Origin of the sequence: Brenneria sp. L4-2C (assembly GCF_040240335.1) — a bacterium.
Lineage (GTDB): Bacteria > Pseudomonadota > Gammaproteobacteria > Enterobacterales > Enterobacteriaceae > Brenneria.
Genome location: NZ_JBEIAC010000006.1, coordinates 204,195 through 218,664, shown reverse-complemented (window position 1 = coordinate 218,664; position 14,470 = coordinate 204,195). Strand labels below are relative to the sequence as shown.

Genomic DNA, 14,470 nt, shown 5'->3' with positions numbered 1-14,470 from the left:
AGCCTGGGGTTATGGCTCCCCCCGACTTTTCTCCTGTTGCGCGGATAGGATATGAGTTAGGCTGTATCCCTTAGCTCAACAGCCTCCTCAAAAATAACTGGATCGTCCCCAGTTTGAGCATGCTCAGATAGTTTCTTGCTGTTTTTTCTGAACGTATAGCGATCCGACGATTTTCTTTTAATGTTGCAAAGCAGCGTTCCACTACATTGCGTTTTTCGTACAACCGGATATTGAGTTTTCTGCGCCAGAACACAGAACCCAAAATATGCCATTCATAACATGTCTGTGTGCAAGGTAAGGTCGCCCACCTCTGGAAGAGCCTCTCTCAGGAGGCAGCATGGGGGAAATTAGAAACCATGCATCATCAGGAAAATCGTAACGAGCCAAATTAAAGGACTTTTTGTGGTTGAACCATGCTCCGTTTTGTACAAAAAATAGTTATGGGACACAGCCTGGCAGCGACACAAGTATGATTATCAGTGCAAAAATGCCAAGCTAAGTGGATAGTCAGATTAGCTGCACAGAAAATCCGCTTAAGTTTCCTTTAGCGGCCTTTTTGCTACAGTAGGCGATTTGGCAGGTTAAAGCGAAAAGTATCGCTCGATATCCTGAAGCAATTCCGGATGGGCTGGGTGCCAGTCTAGGCGTTTCCGGGTCAGCGCACTTGATGCCCGCATATCCATCTGTGCAAACATCGCCAGCCAGCCAAAATGGGCGTTAGCGGCTTCCGAGGAGAGGCTGGCCAGCGGGACATCCAGGCCCACGCTAATCGCTTCCGCGATATCACGAAGAGGAATGCCTTCTTCTGCTACCGCATGGTAACGCAGCCCGGATTGCGGTTGTTCCACCACAAGCCTGTAAAGCGTAGCCACATCAAGAAGATGAGCGGCGGCCCACTGATTGGTACCCTCACCCACATAAGCGGATACCCCTTTCTCTCTGGCAAGCGAGATAAGTGAAGTGACGAACCCTTGTTTACACTCATTATGGACCTGCGGGAGCCGGACAATCGAAACGTTGACTCCATTGTCTGCTACGCGGGCCCCGGCCAGTTCGGTTGACTTACGCGGATTCCGCGTCGCGGGATCATAAAAATCTTCGGTAGCCAGTTGACCCGGCGCGGCACAGCCCATGGCTGCAACAGAAGTAATGATCAAGGGGCGTGTAGAGCCCTGTAGCCCTCTTCCCAGCGCTTTGATGGCCTGGGTTTCTTTTTTCACCATCTCTTCCGGATGGCTAAAAGTGTTGTCATAAGCACAATGAATCACCGCATCGGCCTTTTGTGCCCCGTCAACCAGACTTTGAATATTTTCCAGCGCTCCCCGATGAGTTTCTGCTCCGACACGAGCAAGAAGTTGTTCGCCTTTATCCGAACGAGCCAGGCCCGTTACCCGATGGCCAGCCCGAATAAGTTCTGTGGTGATCGCGAGTCCAATAAAACCGGTGGCTCCCGTTAAAAATATATTCATAATTTCCCCCGGTAAGCAGTTCAGATTAACTATTTCACCCTTAAGTGTCAGTGTAAAAGAGGATGATCGGTACGGTCTCTGCTATAAATTCGTTATTCTATGCAGATCGTACGGTATTTTATGGATCCTCTTTCAGAAGTTCTGTCATTGCTCAAACTGGAGGCTTATATCTCCGGCGGTTTTCCCCTAACTGCGGGAACCGGGCTTGAATTCAGGCGACACCAGGGCATCAAATGCTACGTTGTTATCGACGGAAACTGCTGGGTCGCTGTCACCGGGAGCCAGGAGGCAATCTTTCTAAAATCGGGCGACTGTGTGTTTCTGCCTTCCGGCGCCCCCTTTTGTCTGGCGACCGCTCCCGACAGTCTACCGCAGCCTTTTATCCCGCCGGACAAGGAGACGGGCTCAGCGCTAACAATGCAAGCGCCCCGGGATGGGGCGTTTATTCTTGGTGGACGTTTTACCTTCAGCAGCGCCCATGCCGATATCCTGCTGCATTCCCTGCCCCCACTGATACCGGTCACCGAAGGTATCGGGCAAAAGGTTATGCGTAATGCCATGGAATGTCTGCGAGAAGAGATGCGCGTGCCCCAACCGGGTGGTGATTTGATCGCGCAGCAACTGGTACAAATCATGCTGGTTCAGGCGCTAAGGGTATTCCTTCAGCAGAAAGGGAATGAACACGTTGGCTGGATGTTTGCCCTTTCCGATCCGCAGCTCAAAGCCGCGATTACTTATATGCACCAAGAGCCAGCTTTCCCCTGGACTTTGCAGGAATTGGCAAAGCGGGTTGGTATGTCCCGGACCGTTTTTACCGAACATTTTAAGCGCAAGGTCGGCATCACGCCGATGAAATATCTCTCCCAATGGCGAATGTTGCTTGCAGGAGAGCGCCTCAGAAATTCCCGCGATTCAATCACTCAGATCTCGCAGTCCGCCGGGTACAATAGCGATAGCGCGTTTGGTCGGGCGTTTAAAAAAGAGTGGGGATGTTCTCCGCGTGAGCATCGCCAACAACTTCTTCGCGCCTTTACCAGCCACGAACAATGACAGACCGTCGGTATCCGTTCAGGGTCTAGATTTTGCCGGTGGTGCTGGCCTGCCGGACGACGGCATTGGTTAATGCCATGGAATATGCCTCCTTTAGGGGGAAAAGAGGTGTACCGCGTACAGGGAAGTAACTCAGCAAACTTCTAATCCCGCTCATTATATTGTCATCAGCCCCCGCTTTTCATCCAGTATTTGGGCCACCAGAATAGCGGCGTCCAGTTCGCTGATCCCTTGCTCCCGCATCAGTTGAGCCCGTTGCGCTTTTTCGTGTTTTTCCGTCATCCCCAATGCCAGAAACAGGCTGGGCGGGACCACCCGAAACAGCGCTTCCACTTTGCTGGCTAACACTACGCCTTCGGTGTATTTACCGGGGGCTTTCTGCGCGGACAACAGCAACAGGCGCTGTTCTTCGGTCAGGATTTTGAAGCGCTCAAGTTGTTCTACTTCCTCGGGCGGCATAACCAGCAGTTCCCACCATTCAATCATGTTCAGCAGCTTTTTCGCGTCATCCGGAAAGTCAGCCAGGTTTTGCGTCGCCAGCCACAGCCAGATACCGAGTTTACGCCACATTTTTGAGCCTTTGGTTAGAAAGCGCGCCAGCAGCGGGTTGACGGTGATGATATGGCTTTCATCGGTAATATTGACGATAGCGCGGGACAGGTGCTGATCGCGTTCACCGATATTGTTGATGTGATTAATCAATGAAATATAGGCGATGGCAAGCTGGGCCTCGTAGCCTTCGCGGGCGAACGTGGCCAGATCGACCAGAGTGATATCGGCATCGGGCCAGGGCTGTCCTTCCCGGTTAAACAACTCACCCTCGAAGCCGGAGCAGAACATGTTCATGGATTCCGCCATTTCATAGGCCCGGTTGCGGCGGGGTTCCGGCAGCGTGGCGTCGCGGGAGAGGTCGAACAGCGCATCGCGCACATCCTGCGTCAGCGTCTGACGCCCGACCCGGTGGCACGTCGTGGCGGCATTGATGATCGCCTGGCGGATCATGGCGCGGTCAGGGCGAGTGAGACGCGCGTCTTCCCGCGCTTCGCCACCGGTAATCATCAGTCTGGCGGTGATCTCCATCTCACCCAGGATATCGCGCTGGTCGTCATCGTCCTGTTTTTCCTCCTCGTCGCTATCCGGCAGGTCGGCGCTGATATCCTGCTCCGCCAGCCGCCATGCGTCGGCGAAGACCGGCAGGGTGAGCCCGCTGCCGGGTCTGAGGCTAATTTTGTTGACCGTCAGTCCGTGCCGTTTCGCATAGTCAGCGATCAACCCAAAACTGTTTCCCGCCTCGACGATAAACAGGCGGGGGCGGTGCAGCGCCATCAACTGGGCGATTTTGCCATTCAGGGTGGCCGATTTCCCCGCCCCGGTCGGCCCCAGCAGCAACAGATGCGCGTTTTTGGCTCGATCGGCCGGATTCAGGGGATCAAAGTCGAACGGCGCGCCGCCCCGGTTGAAATAGCTGATGCCGGGATGCCCGGTGCCGGTTTCGCGTCCGAAGACCGGCAGCAGATTGGCGATATGCTGCACGAAATTAAACCGGGTATGCAGATGACGCTTGTCGCGGCCCGGATCGAAACACATCGGCAGCCAGCGCAGGTAGCTGCTTAACGGCGCCACTTCATCACCGTCCTGTACCGGCACCAGTCCGGCGTTGAGCAATACGCTGTTCAGTTCCCGGCTTTGCCGGTTCAGTGCCGCAACGTCCGGGCCCGACAGATAGAATGCCAGCGTACTGCGATACATTTTATGGCCTGCTTTCAGCCATTGTCTGACGTCCCGGCAGTCTTTCTTTGTGTATTCCGAATCGACATTTTCACCGATGGCGCGGTCTGCCAGGCGGTTCAGGTGCGCTTCCAGCCGGTCCTGCGGATAAACCACCATCGTCAGCGCCATGATGGCGGATTCTGGCAACAGGTCGAACAGGGCATTGATGCCGTCGCCCTTGCGGTTTTCCCCGGTCAGATGGCCGATACGCGGTGGTTTGCGTAAACGATCAACCGTCACAATCTTGTGAGGCAGCCGGTCAAAGCACCAAATCCCTTGACGCGCGTCGGAAACAGGTTCGCTGAACAGCAGTGACTCGGCAAAATCAGTCATGACCGGCGGCGTTGCTTCGTCGAGGGGATCTTGTTCCGGGGCCATGCCGTAAAATGCCTGGCGGTCGTCGCACGGCGGGGCAGGATTAAACCAGCGCGTCAGCCAGCGCTGAACGTCGGCGCCGGTCTGACGTCGTGCGTGAAGTCCGGCGCCCGCCAGCGCGGATACCAGCCTGTCGCCAGCATTATTCAGCGCCAGCTCCGGCGACAGGTCGCTGGGCTGCGTTCTGGCCGGCGAATAGCGGTAAATCACCAGCCGGGTGCGGCGAATTTGCCCCCGCCACGGCGTGCGAGTCACCACATCGTCAAAAAACAGACCGCCGGTGCGAGTGATGCCGTTCAGGTGCTTTTCCATTTCGCTCAGCCAGGCTTCGCTGAATGCCGACCCTTGCGCTGCCGGCGTCACATAGTCGCGTAGCTGTTGCAGATAGCCGCTGAAATCGTCCTCGTTCTGACAGAAAAACTGCACTACCCACGGACAGCTATCCAACTCCTCAAAGGTATCCTGAAGCGCGTCTTTGACGATATCCCGGATCTCGGATAAATGCTGCTGCGAGCGGCCTTCGGTGCCGACAGGGGTGATATTGTAAACAGCGCCCACCGAGCGGCCGTCGTCAAGCAGTAACGTCTGGCTGTCGTGCTGGTATTCTACCCACGGCAGCAAATCGACAAAGGAGGGGCCTTTCTGATACGCGGCGTTCGCCGCCTGTTGCGTGAGTTTCCCGGTACGAGGCTGTGCGGTCTGCATAATTACAGCGCCTCCGTGCGTTCGCCGGGCATGGCGTACTGCACCCGCGTGTAGAAAGGAAATACGGTGGAATAGCCCGGCACCGGCGTGGGTTCGCCGTCCGTCAGGTGTGGGTAGACATACATCAACATATCGGGGTTGGGCAGGCGTCGGAACTGCGCCCGGATTTCGTTTCCGGCGGTGCGGGTATAGGACTGCTGCTCTTGCGTCAGGGGCTGTTCCAGCGGGCGGCGCAGCAGGCTGCGCTGGTCATACAGCGTGCGGTTGTCGCCGGTTTGACGTCCCCACAGGCTCAGCATGGTGGTGTTTTCATCCACCGGCAGCAGGGTTTCCTGCGAGGTGCTGCATCCTGTAGCTGCCAGCGTCAGCAGCAGAAGAGAAAGAAAGTGGCGTTTCATCAGTCCAGTCCTCCTTTATTGCCGGTGGCCGGCGCGTATTTCACTTTGCGGCCCTGTTTTTCGTAATCAATGGCGAGTTGTTGCGTGATATGTAAGGCGACCGGGTGGCCGGGTTGGACGTAAACGGCATCGAACATCTGACCGTAGCGCTGTTTGAACCAGTCGGCGGATTCTTTCAGGCCGCCGCCCAGCGCCTGCCCCAGGACATACTGTCCGCTGTTGCCGGTGACGGCGGAGGTGATCGAACCGTCTTCCACGGTGGAGGTGGTCTGTCCGTTGGCGAACGCGCTGGCGGCTGCGGACGATCCCGACAGTAAAAATTGCGACGACAGATACTCTGCGGCGTTGGATTTACGCTCACCGGGAATACAGGGCAGGCCGTGTGGATCGGACAGCCAGCCGATCCCGCTGCCGCTGTTTTGTGAACTGTTGCCGCCACGGCCTGATTGACCGGCGGCCTGCGGAACGGTACGCACGGTGCCGTCGCGAAAGACGAAGGTGATGCTGTGAAGCGTACCGCGCACACAGGAGAGCGTCCAGTCGCCGGATGCCGTACCGGAAACGATAGCGCCTTCGACGTCGGGCAGTTCGATGCCGTTGGCGGTCAGGTTATCGCGGCCGATCAATACCTTGAAGGGATACGGATCGCTGACCGTGCCGTTAATCGGGATCCGCCCCAGCAGCGCGGTCATGGCGACCGAACCCGTCAGGGTGCTGTTTTCTGGCAGCGTGTAAATCGGCACAACCTCTTTAGCTGCACGTTTGCCTGACGTGTCCTCACCCTGAGCCTCCTTCTGCCGACCGTTCGCGCTATCTCCGGCTAAGCCGAACGGCATCGGGAACTGCACGCCGGAAACGGCGGGTTGACCGCGTTTGTCCACGGGCATGGCATCGGCAGGCTCTATCCAGCGCAGGGCGCCAGCGGGAACCCCCTGATTTTCCAGCCCCAGTCCGAGAGGAATATCGTCCGCGGCGGCGGGCTTCTGCGTCAGCTGGCTGAGTTTCTCCTGAACGCTGTCCAGCAGGGTACTCTGCTGCTTTTGTAGCGCTGAACTGAACGTCTCGCGCTCCCGGCTGATGGCGTTATTGATGCGGCTTTCCACATTCTGGTCGCGTTCACGTAGCCGCCGGTTCTCCTGAACCAGCGCGGCGCTGTTCTCACGCATTTCCGCCATTTCCTGACGGTACTGTTTCATCTGGCCGACCAGCGTGGCGACGGTATCCCGGGGCGTATCGCCGTCGATGCCCAGCGCGGTGAGCTCGTCGCCGCTTAAATCGGCCGCGGCATGTTCGTCCTGCTCGCTTTTTTCGCTGCCGGCGGGCTGGCAGGATTTCAGTCCGATAAATCCTGCGCCCAGCAGCAGGCAGGGGAGAAGCAGTTTCAACAGGTTGTTGGCCTGTAATTTCATCGTTTTGCCCCCTTGTTCCCTTTTTCGACAGCGGGCGGCTCCGGCAGTATGGCGTGATCCGCGCCGCCGTCTGTGACCAGGTACGCCACGGTGGTGTCTTGCGGCGTACCCTGTGCGCCGATCCAGTCGTGCTGAAACGTGGCGGCGACAAAGGCGCCCTGTAACGCGCGTGGATCGAGGTGAATACGGCCCGGACTGCGGTTTTGCAGCCTGATGGCCGTGACCGCGTAGCCGTCGAGTTGCCAGGCCGCCAGGGGCGTGGCGGTTACCGGCTCAGTCGGCAGCAACGTGGTGACGGTAGCGGGCAGACGCGCGGGAGCCTGGCGAATTCCTACTACCGGCTCGACGGTGCGCAACGGCGCATAGAGCATTTGCGCCGCATAACGGGTGAGCGCGACCGGCACGGGGAAAGGCGTTTCCGCGACGCTATCGGCCGGGGCCTCGGTATCCGGCCTGTCGGGGATATCGTTACGGTAAACCGCTTCGTCGTAACGCAGTTCCAGCGGCTCCAGCGCATCGCCGTCAGCGGCGCGCACATCCAGTAAAATCAGCTCGCCGCTCTCCACGTCATGGAGCTGAAGACGGGTATCGGTAAACGGTTTACTGGCCCGCAGGTAGACCGTTCCGCCGCTGCTCTGGATCCGTAGTTTGTCGCCGAGCTCGGCGGGGTAGCCGACGCGGACGTTTTTGTTGATAAGCAGCACGCGTTCATGGCCGACATGCAGTTCAACCGGCAGAGGGATGCGTTGCCATTGCACCAGCTCTGTTGCGGTAGCGAAGAAAGGGCAGAACAAAAGCAGGAGAGGCAGGATGACCTTTTTCATTTTTCCTCCGTTGCGCTCGTCGCTTCCAGTTTTTGCGGGGGGCGGGCAAAACAGTCGAGTGCGAGTCCCCAGGGATTTTTTTCAGCGTCCACGTCATAGCGCACGACGCTTAACGGGTAGCGTGCCAGCGCACGCTTGACGGGCTCCGCGCGATAATATTCATCCACGGTAAGATCGAGCGTGACCGTCCAGCGATCGCGATCCAGCACCTCCACGCGTTTGTGGTTAAAGCCGCGTCCGGGGATTTCATAAACGCCGCGCACCCGGTCGCGCAATTCTCCGGCGTCCCGGCGCTGACGGTAGTCTTGCTCCAGTTGCGCCCGGCAGGCGGGCGTCAGATAGGCGCTCAGTGCGGAAAGATTGCGCGGATAATCCCGATCGCCATCAACGGGCCAGCGGTTAATTTGCTGAAAGATGTAAAATGCGAAGGCGTAGACATTGCCCGGCGGTACCTCCCACCACGGACGGGTGCTGCCGGCGCGCAGATCGGGCGGATTATGAATGGTCAGGTGTCGTGGCGCGCTTTGCCAGCCGTACCAGAGTGCGGCGATAATCACCAGCAGCAGGCCCAGCGCCAGACGCAGGGTGATAATATGCGCATCGCGGGCGGCCAGCGCGTGTTTGAACTGGCTCATGATTTCACGCTCCTGCGGGTAGACCAGACCGCATTGCTTTGCACCAGACGGGGATCGCCGAAACCCTGACGGGCCAGCCAGGCGTCCGCCGAGCGGTATAGCCAGGTATCCGGTCGCCCCCGTTTCAGGCGCGCCAGATAGCGTCCGCCGACCAGAATGGCGAGCGCGGCGCCTGCCAGTCCGCCGGTGGGGATCAGCGCCCAGACGCCGAGTAACAGCGCGGGTGGTATTCCGCCGGTTAGTCCCGACAGGAAGCCGGCAGCCAGCGAGATAAAAAGCTCGGAAGCCGTCATCCCGCGAAACACGACCGGTTCGCGATTGAGGCGGTCCGGCAGAAAATCGATCGTCAATGTCATCACAGCACCTCGCTGGCCTGCGTCAGCAGCCAGATGGTCACGACCAGCAGGATGGCGCCGACGCCCGCCATGGCGCCCAGATCCTTCCACTGTTTTTTACCGTTTTGGATCTCCGAATAGGTGGCGATGCAACTGTTGGCGACGACCAGAAAACCTACGGCGCAGACGCCCAGCGACAGCAGGATCACGATGTCGTAGCCGTAATTTTTAAGCGTATCCATGATGCCGCTGCCCTTGCCGCGAGAGGGATCTTCCATCGTGGGTAAATCGGCATAGGTGGAAAATGAACAGGCGGACAGCAAGACGGCGAAATAAAAACGACGGATCAGGTGTTTTGTAGACATGGCACTCTCCGGATGAACGGCATTAAAGAAGACGGGGTATTAGCTGAGAACCAGCCAGAAGCAGACCAGAAGCAATAGCGTGGTGCGGGCGGCGATCCCGCCGAACTGGCGTAGCGTCAGCGCGTTGCCGGAATAAGCCTGCCAAGAGCGCAGCAGCACCCAGGCGGCCCACACGAAGAGCGCGGCGCACAATAATCCCAGCACCACCACGTTGACCTCGGCGGGCTGTGCGGAACTTCCCGCCTGAAACGCGGTGATTTGTTCAGACGTCATTGCGCGGCATCCTCAAGCCGGTAACGGCCTGAAAGTGGGATGATGTGGCGAGGCTGCGCCCGGGCCGGCATCAGATAGTGCTCAATACCGGTACGGATAGTTCCGATATCCGCGTAGGCCTGCGTGTAATCGAAAAAGAAGCGTTCAGCCGGGGCCTGGGCGGCTTGTGTCTGCGCACATTGCAGGGTGGACTCGATATGATTGAGTTGCGTTAGCATCAGGGCAAGACTGGCCTGTTCCGTCGTCGGTGCGGCATAAACCGGACCGGCCAGCAGCATGGCGGATAAACACAGTCGCGAAAGAAAAGTCATTCTGGCCTCCAGAGACAATTGAGGGGAGGCTTGCAGCGTGCCAGAGCGGTTAAACGGTTTCCGCAATCAACTGATTAGCGGAAAAAAAGAAAATTCTTGGGGAAGGCGTTTGGAGCATCAGACTCTATTGTGCTGAACGAGTAGTTCAGAATCCTGTCTCTCCTGTAAGATAACGCTGATTGATAACCATCAGGATGACGATAAATGAGTGAAACTCTTAAGGTATTAAATAACATACGCTCCCTGCGCGCTTTGGCACGCGAAACCGATTTGGCAACGCTGGAAGAGATGCTGGAGAAACTGACGGCCATTGTTGAAGATCGCCGCGAGGAAGACTCCCGAAATCAGCAGGAACAGACTGAACGGCAGGCTAAAATAGAGGCTTTACGCGCCAGATTGCTGGAAGACGGTATTGATCCTGCTGAATTGCTTGGCGATGTAAAAAACCGGCCAGCCAAAGCCAAACGCACGCCTCGTCCCGCCAGATATCAATACACGGATGAAAACGGCAACGAGCGGACATGGACTGGGCAAGGCCGAACCCCTGCCGTCATCCGTGAAGCCATTGAAAAGGACGGCAAGACACTGGAAGATTTTGCCATCTGAAGTCTGGCTCAGATGTTCCCGGGCATGAGTGACATCGATTACTGCGCCAAATACATTGTCAAATCATTCACCCGGCTACGATAATCGTAGTATCGGTAATTCTTCATAACTACGATTATCGTAGTTATGAATGCTCATCGATCGCACAGTGATATTTTCAGTAAACGTTTAAAGGATGCCCGTCAGCTTCGTGGGCTGTCCCAGAAAGGGCTGGGTATCGCCGCCGGGATTGACGAGTTCGTTGCCAGTACGCGTATCAACCGGTATGAAAAAGGCGTACACGAAGCCAATATCGTGACAGCCGGCCATCTGGCGCTGGCTTTACAAGTCCCGCTGGCGTACTTCTATGCAGACGACGATAATCTGGCTAAGATGATCCTGAAATTTGCCGAACTATCGGCAGCTCAACAAAATGCGCTGCTTGCCTCGCTGGAAAATAAATGGATCAGGTAATGCGTTCGTGTTACTTAGCCCGCTTCCCTCTGATTTTTATCTTACGGTCGATTAATCTTCCCTCAGAATCATAGTAACGACTTGGCCAGATCTCGGCAGGGTAAATGCCCAACTTCTCGGCGATTAACCATTCTCCTTTCGGCCAGGGACGTGTCAGAACATTTGCCAGCGTCGATGAACTCAATCCGGCAGAACGAGAAAGCGCGGCCATGGTCGTACTCTGTTTGCGTAAGGCGGCGATGATATCCGCCTGATGCCAGTCGTTTTTCATGTAAATCCCCTAACTTTTCGTCGTAAAAGGAACATGTACCACCTGATGCTACATTATTCGTAGTATGACGTTCAAGCAAAAAAACTACGATTATCGTAGCCATGAAGAGCAAACCCAATTACCACGCTATTTTCTATCAGCGGCTTAAGCAGGCGCGCCAGGGGAAGGGCTATCGCAAAAACAACTCGGCATTGAGGCCGGGATCGATGAGTTTGTCGCCAGTCCCCGTATCAATCGCTATGAAAAGGGCGTGCATGAGGCCGACTCCGAGACGATTCAACGGCAAGCGGATGTGCTGGACGTGTCGTTAGCCTATTTTTATACCGCTGATGATGAACTGGCTGGCCTGAGCCTAAATAGCTGCGCGGAATAGTAGATCAATTTGTGGGAACTCCGTCCGGATTATGCGATCTGATCAATCACCAAACATCACAAATCACCAACCGGACTGAGCGATGCCGAACATTGCACCAATACCCCGTACCGAACGGCGCCTGATGCAGAAAACTATCCATAAAACACGTGATAAAACCATGCCCGCAGACTGACCGCCATGTTGATGTTACATTGGGGCGAACGTGTCAGCGACGTCGCCAGAACGCTCTGCTGTGCCCGCTCATCAGTGGGACGCTGGATTAACTGGTTTACGCTGTCGGGTATTGAAGGTCTCGTCTCTTTACCTGCGGGGCGCGGGCGTCAGTGGCCGTATGAGCATATTTGTGCGTTGCTGCGTCGACTGGTAAAACACACGCCAGGCGATTTTGGTTATCAGCGTTCCCGCTGGAGCACAGAACTGATGGCAATAAAAATCAATGAGATAACCGGGTTTTCAGGTGCATGCCGGGACACTCCGCCGCTGGTTACCCGCTATCGGACTGGTGTGGCGAAAAGCTGCTCCCACACTGTGCATCCGCGACCCGCACAAAAAAGAAAGAATGGCGGAAATTCATCAGGCGCTGGAGAAATGCAGCACAGAAAACCCGGTGTTTTACGAAGATGAGGTGGATATCCATCTCAACCCCAAAATCGGCGCGGACTGGCAGGTACGCGGCCAGCAGAAACGCATAGTGACGCCCGGTCAGAATGAAAAGTACTATCTGGCAGGGCGTTACACAGCAGCACAGGTAAAGTCAGCTATGCTGGAGGCAGCAGCAAAAGTTCAGTCTTATTTATCAGCCTGTTAAAGCATTTGAAGACAACGTACCGGCGGGCAAAAACGATCACCCTCATTGTGGACAATTATATTATCCATAAAAGCCGGGAAACGCAGCGCTGGCTGAAACAGAATCCGAAGTTCAGGGTGATTTCCCAGCCGGTTTACTCGCCGTGGGTTAACCATGTTGAGCGTCTGTGGCAGGCACTGCACGACACAATCACCCGCAACCATCAGTGCCGTTCAATGTGGCAACTGTTGAATAAAGTTCGTTATTTTATGGAAACCGTCAGCCCATTCCCGGGAGGCAGGCATGGGCTGGCAAAAATGTAGCGATATTAGGCGCTAATGAAATGGACACCTCCCCACAAAGGCCTCAGTGAGCCATGCTGTAAGTGCAAACCAACAGCAACATGAAGAGGTGTCCCATGGAACAAATTATCGGAATTGATCTGGCAACGCGAGTTTTTCAGGTGAACATCGTGTCTGCGCAGAGCAGGAAGAAAGCGAACAAAATGATCAACCGTGAAAAACTGATGGCGTTCATTGCTCAGCAGCCTCCGTCCCGTATTGTAATGGAAGCGTGCGGCAGTGCGAATTACTGGTCTCGCCAGTTCAGGCAATACGGACATGACGTCAGGCAAATCAGTCCACAGTATGTCGCTCCCTTCAGGATGGGCAGTAAAAACGATAAAAATGATGCAGCGGCAATTGTAGAAGCTGACAGTCGCCCGAGTATGCGCTATGTGCCGGAGAAATCTCTTGAACAGCAGGATATTCAGTGTCTGCACAGGGTTCGCCAGCGGCTGATGAAAAACAAAACCGCGCTGATTAACCAGATACGGGGTCTGGGCCTGGAATACGGTATCGCCATACCGGAAGGGGCCCATAAAATCATGGCGTGCCTGCCAGATTACCTGGAGGATGCGGGAAATGAGCTCACCACGCTCAGCCGTCAACTGTTCCACGAAATGTTGCAGGAACTTCAGGGCAGTCAGCAGCGAATTAAAGAACCGGACCTGCGTCTTGCGCGTATCAGTCAGCAAAATGAGGATACTCTCCGGCTGGAAAGCATACCCGGTATCGGGCCACTGGGCGCTTCAGCCCTGACGGTGGCGCTGGGTGACAGCACAGATTTTCAGAATGGCCGGCACTTTGCCAGCTATCTGGGTCTGGTTCCGAAAGAGTACAGTAGTGGTGGTAAGGTCAGACTACCCGGGATAACAAAACGTGGAGATGGTTATCTGCGTGGGTTACTTATCCACGGCGCTCGCTCAGTGGTTTACCGGATTATTAACCTCCCGGAAGAACGGTGTGGTGGTTTTCAGCGATGGCTGAAGGGTGTTATTGCCCGAAGTGGCGTGAATAAGGCTGTAGTGGCGCTTGCCAACAAAAATGCCCGAATAGCCTGGGCGCTTATAAACCAGAAGACAGCGTACATGATCAAGTAACTAACTGATTTTAATAAGTCCCAAGAGTTGATGTGCTGACAGGTAGAACCGACTCTTTGTAAACCTGGCAAATAGCCGGGCTGTAACAAGCCATGGCACTAATGAGGGCAGAGAGTGCGGATGTTCATCAGGGCTCACGAAGCCGGATATATGTGTGTGGCTACTTTGTCAGAAAAAGATCTGCCCGTACTTGTATCGGGGAGGTGTCCATATAAGCTATTTAGCATTTCAGGTTCTATCGCCGGAGGACGAAACGGAAATTTTGGCGCTAGTAAAAAGTCGAATGGGTGGTGAACTATCAGTAATTTAGCATCCTGCCGATTGCCCAGTGCTGTATCAATGGTACAGGGTATGGCGGTATTTTTCAGTTTTACTACCTCAGCGAAGGCGATAGAAGTGATCTATTCGTGGGAAGATAGAAAAGCATTGTTGAGTGGCAATTTTGTGATGAAAAACCAGTCGCTTGTTCTGCCAGCTAGGGGCGTCAGTGTCAGTCTTGTTGAAGAGAATTTTGCCTAACTATAAACAGCTGAGAGTTATGGAGCGACGAGCACTTGATTTTGCGTGTTTGGTTGATAGATGGCGCAGGTAATGACGAACCAAAACATTCTCATAAA

Annotated in this window: 16 protein-coding genes and 3 pseudogenes; 7 read left to right on the top strand and 12 right to left on the bottom strand. The window is 55.5% G+C overall.

Annotated elements, in window-relative coordinates:
- Positions 1 to 70: 70 nt before the first annotated feature.
- Both ABRZ26_RS25100 and ABRZ26_RS11920 read right to left on the bottom strand, forming a co-directional pair.
- Positions 71 to 387 (bottom strand): annotated as a pseudogene (locus tag ABRZ26_RS25100) (transposase).
- 194 nt (positions 388 to 581) lie between these two features.
- Positions 582 to 1,469 carry an SDR family oxidoreductase gene (locus tag ABRZ26_RS11920; protein WP_112092723.1) on the bottom strand — a complete coding sequence of 296 codons (888 nt, stop codon included), beginning with the start codon at positions 1,467 to 1,469 and terminating at the stop codon, positions 582 to 584.
- Between the two features lie 120 nt (positions 1,470 to 1,589).
- Between ABRZ26_RS11920 and ABRZ26_RS11915 the strand changes: the two genes are divergently transcribed.
- Complete coding sequence (locus ABRZ26_RS11915) at positions 1,590 to 2,519, top strand: AraC family transcriptional regulator (RefSeq protein WP_172290863.1); 930 nt, start codon at positions 1,590 to 1,592, stop codon at positions 2,517 to 2,519.
- A gap of 156 nt (positions 2,520 to 2,675) precedes the next feature.
- Here ABRZ26_RS11915 and ABRZ26_RS11910 read toward each other — a convergent pair whose 3' ends face one another.
- Genes ABRZ26_RS11910 through ABRZ26_RS11870 form a run of 9 tightly spaced genes read right to left on the bottom strand, consistent with a single transcriptional unit; the run spans position 2,676 to position 9,919 of the window.
- The gene (locus tag ABRZ26_RS11910; RefSeq protein WP_112092721.1) at positions 2,676 to 5,369 is read right to left on the bottom strand and encodes a conjugative transfer ATPase; all 2,694 of its coding nucleotides are present in this window, start codon (positions 5,367 to 5,369) and stop codon (positions 2,676 to 2,678) included.
- A 2-nt stretch (positions 5,370 to 5,371) separates the two neighbouring features.
- Entirely contained in the window at positions 5,372 to 5,767 is a 396-nt protein-coding gene (locus ABRZ26_RS11905) for a TIGR03751 family conjugal transfer lipoprotein (protein ID WP_112092720.1), read from the bottom strand.
- Positions 5,767 to 7,176: a TIGR03752 family integrating conjugative element protein gene (locus ABRZ26_RS11900; protein WP_112092719.1), complete on the bottom strand. Its 1,410-nt coding sequence runs from the start codon at positions 7,174 to 7,176 to the stop codon at positions 5,767 to 5,769. The genes ABRZ26_RS11905 and ABRZ26_RS11900 overlap by 1 nt, the downstream gene beginning before the upstream one ends.
- Positions 7,173 to 8,000 carry a TIGR03749 family integrating conjugative element protein gene (locus tag ABRZ26_RS11895; protein WP_319604376.1) on the bottom strand — a complete coding sequence of 276 codons (828 nt, stop codon included), beginning with the start codon at positions 7,998 to 8,000 and terminating at the stop codon, positions 7,173 to 7,175. Before ABRZ26_RS11895 ends, ABRZ26_RS11900 begins: the two co-directional genes overlap by 4 nt.
- Complete coding sequence (locus ABRZ26_RS11890; RefSeq protein ID WP_112092717.1) at positions 7,997 to 8,635, bottom strand: PFL_4703 family integrating conjugative element protein; 639 nt, start codon at positions 8,633 to 8,635, stop codon at positions 7,997 to 7,999. Before ABRZ26_RS11890 ends, ABRZ26_RS11895 begins: the two co-directional genes overlap by 4 nt.
- Positions 8,632 to 8,991 carry a TIGR03750 family conjugal transfer protein gene (locus ABRZ26_RS11885; RefSeq protein ID WP_150437847.1) on the bottom strand — a complete coding sequence of 120 codons (360 nt, stop codon included), beginning with the start codon at positions 8,989 to 8,991 and terminating at the stop codon, positions 8,632 to 8,634. Before ABRZ26_RS11885 ends, ABRZ26_RS11890 begins: the two co-directional genes overlap by 4 nt.
- Complete coding sequence (locus tag ABRZ26_RS11880) at positions 8,991 to 9,335, bottom strand: TIGR03745 family integrating conjugative element membrane protein (protein ID WP_150437848.1); 345 nt, start codon at positions 9,333 to 9,335, stop codon at positions 8,991 to 8,993. The genes ABRZ26_RS11885 and ABRZ26_RS11880 overlap by 1 nt, the downstream gene beginning before the upstream one ends.
- Positions 9,336 to 9,374: 39 nt before the next feature.
- Positions 9,375 to 9,608, bottom strand: a complete 234-nt coding sequence (locus ABRZ26_RS11875) for a TIGR03758 family integrating conjugative element protein (protein ID WP_172290865.1) — start codon at positions 9,606 to 9,608, stop codon at positions 9,375 to 9,377.
- Positions 9,605 to 9,919 (bottom strand): integrative conjugative element protein, RAQPRD family, encoded by a 315-nt coding sequence (locus ABRZ26_RS11870; protein ID WP_172290866.1) that lies wholly within the window; start codon positions 9,917 to 9,919, stop codon positions 9,605 to 9,607. Before ABRZ26_RS11870 ends, ABRZ26_RS11875 begins: the two co-directional genes overlap by 4 nt.
- 204 nt (positions 9,920 to 10,123) lie before the next feature.
- Between ABRZ26_RS11870 and ABRZ26_RS11865 the strand changes: the two genes are divergently transcribed.
- Entirely contained in the window at positions 10,124 to 10,525 is a 402-nt protein-coding gene (locus tag ABRZ26_RS11865) for an H-NS family histone-like protein (RefSeq protein ID WP_172290867.1), read from the top strand.
- Positions 10,526 to 10,651: 126 nt separating this feature from the next.
- Positions 10,652 to 10,978, top strand: coding sequence for a helix-turn-helix domain-containing protein (locus ABRZ26_RS11860; protein ID WP_172290868.1), 327 nt, complete (start codon positions 10,652 to 10,654; stop codon positions 10,976 to 10,978).
- Positions 10,979 to 10,988: 10 nt separating this feature from the next.
- On the opposite strand, the gene ABRZ26_RS11855 is transcribed toward ABRZ26_RS11860, so the two are convergent.
- Positions 10,989 to 11,249, bottom strand: a complete 261-nt coding sequence (locus ABRZ26_RS11855) for a helix-turn-helix domain-containing protein (RefSeq protein WP_172290869.1) — start codon at positions 11,247 to 11,249, stop codon at positions 10,989 to 10,991.
- Between the two features lie 101 nt (positions 11,250 to 11,350).
- Here ABRZ26_RS11855 and ABRZ26_RS11850 point away from each other — a divergent pair.
- From ABRZ26_RS11850 to ABRZ26_RS11835, 4 genes and pseudogenes are all read left to right on the top strand, one after another.
- Positions 11,351 to 11,622: pseudogene (locus ABRZ26_RS11850) on the top strand (helix-turn-helix domain-containing protein).
- An 82-nt stretch (positions 11,623 to 11,704) separates the two neighbouring features.
- A pseudogene (locus tag ABRZ26_RS11845) lies at positions 11,705 to 12,735 on the top strand (IS630 family transposase).
- A gap of 95 nt (positions 12,736 to 12,830) precedes the next feature.
- The gene (locus ABRZ26_RS11840; protein ID WP_150435047.1) at positions 12,831 to 13,853 is read left to right on the top strand and encodes an IS110 family RNA-guided transposase; all 1,023 of its coding nucleotides are present in this window, start codon (positions 12,831 to 12,833) and stop codon (positions 13,851 to 13,853) included.
- Between the two features lie 351 nt (positions 13,854 to 14,204).
- Positions 14,205 to 14,372: a hypothetical protein gene (locus ABRZ26_RS11835; protein ID WP_172290870.1), complete on the top strand. Its 168-nt coding sequence runs from the start codon at positions 14,205 to 14,207 to the stop codon at positions 14,370 to 14,372.
- Positions 14,373 to 14,470 lie beyond the last annotated feature (98 nt).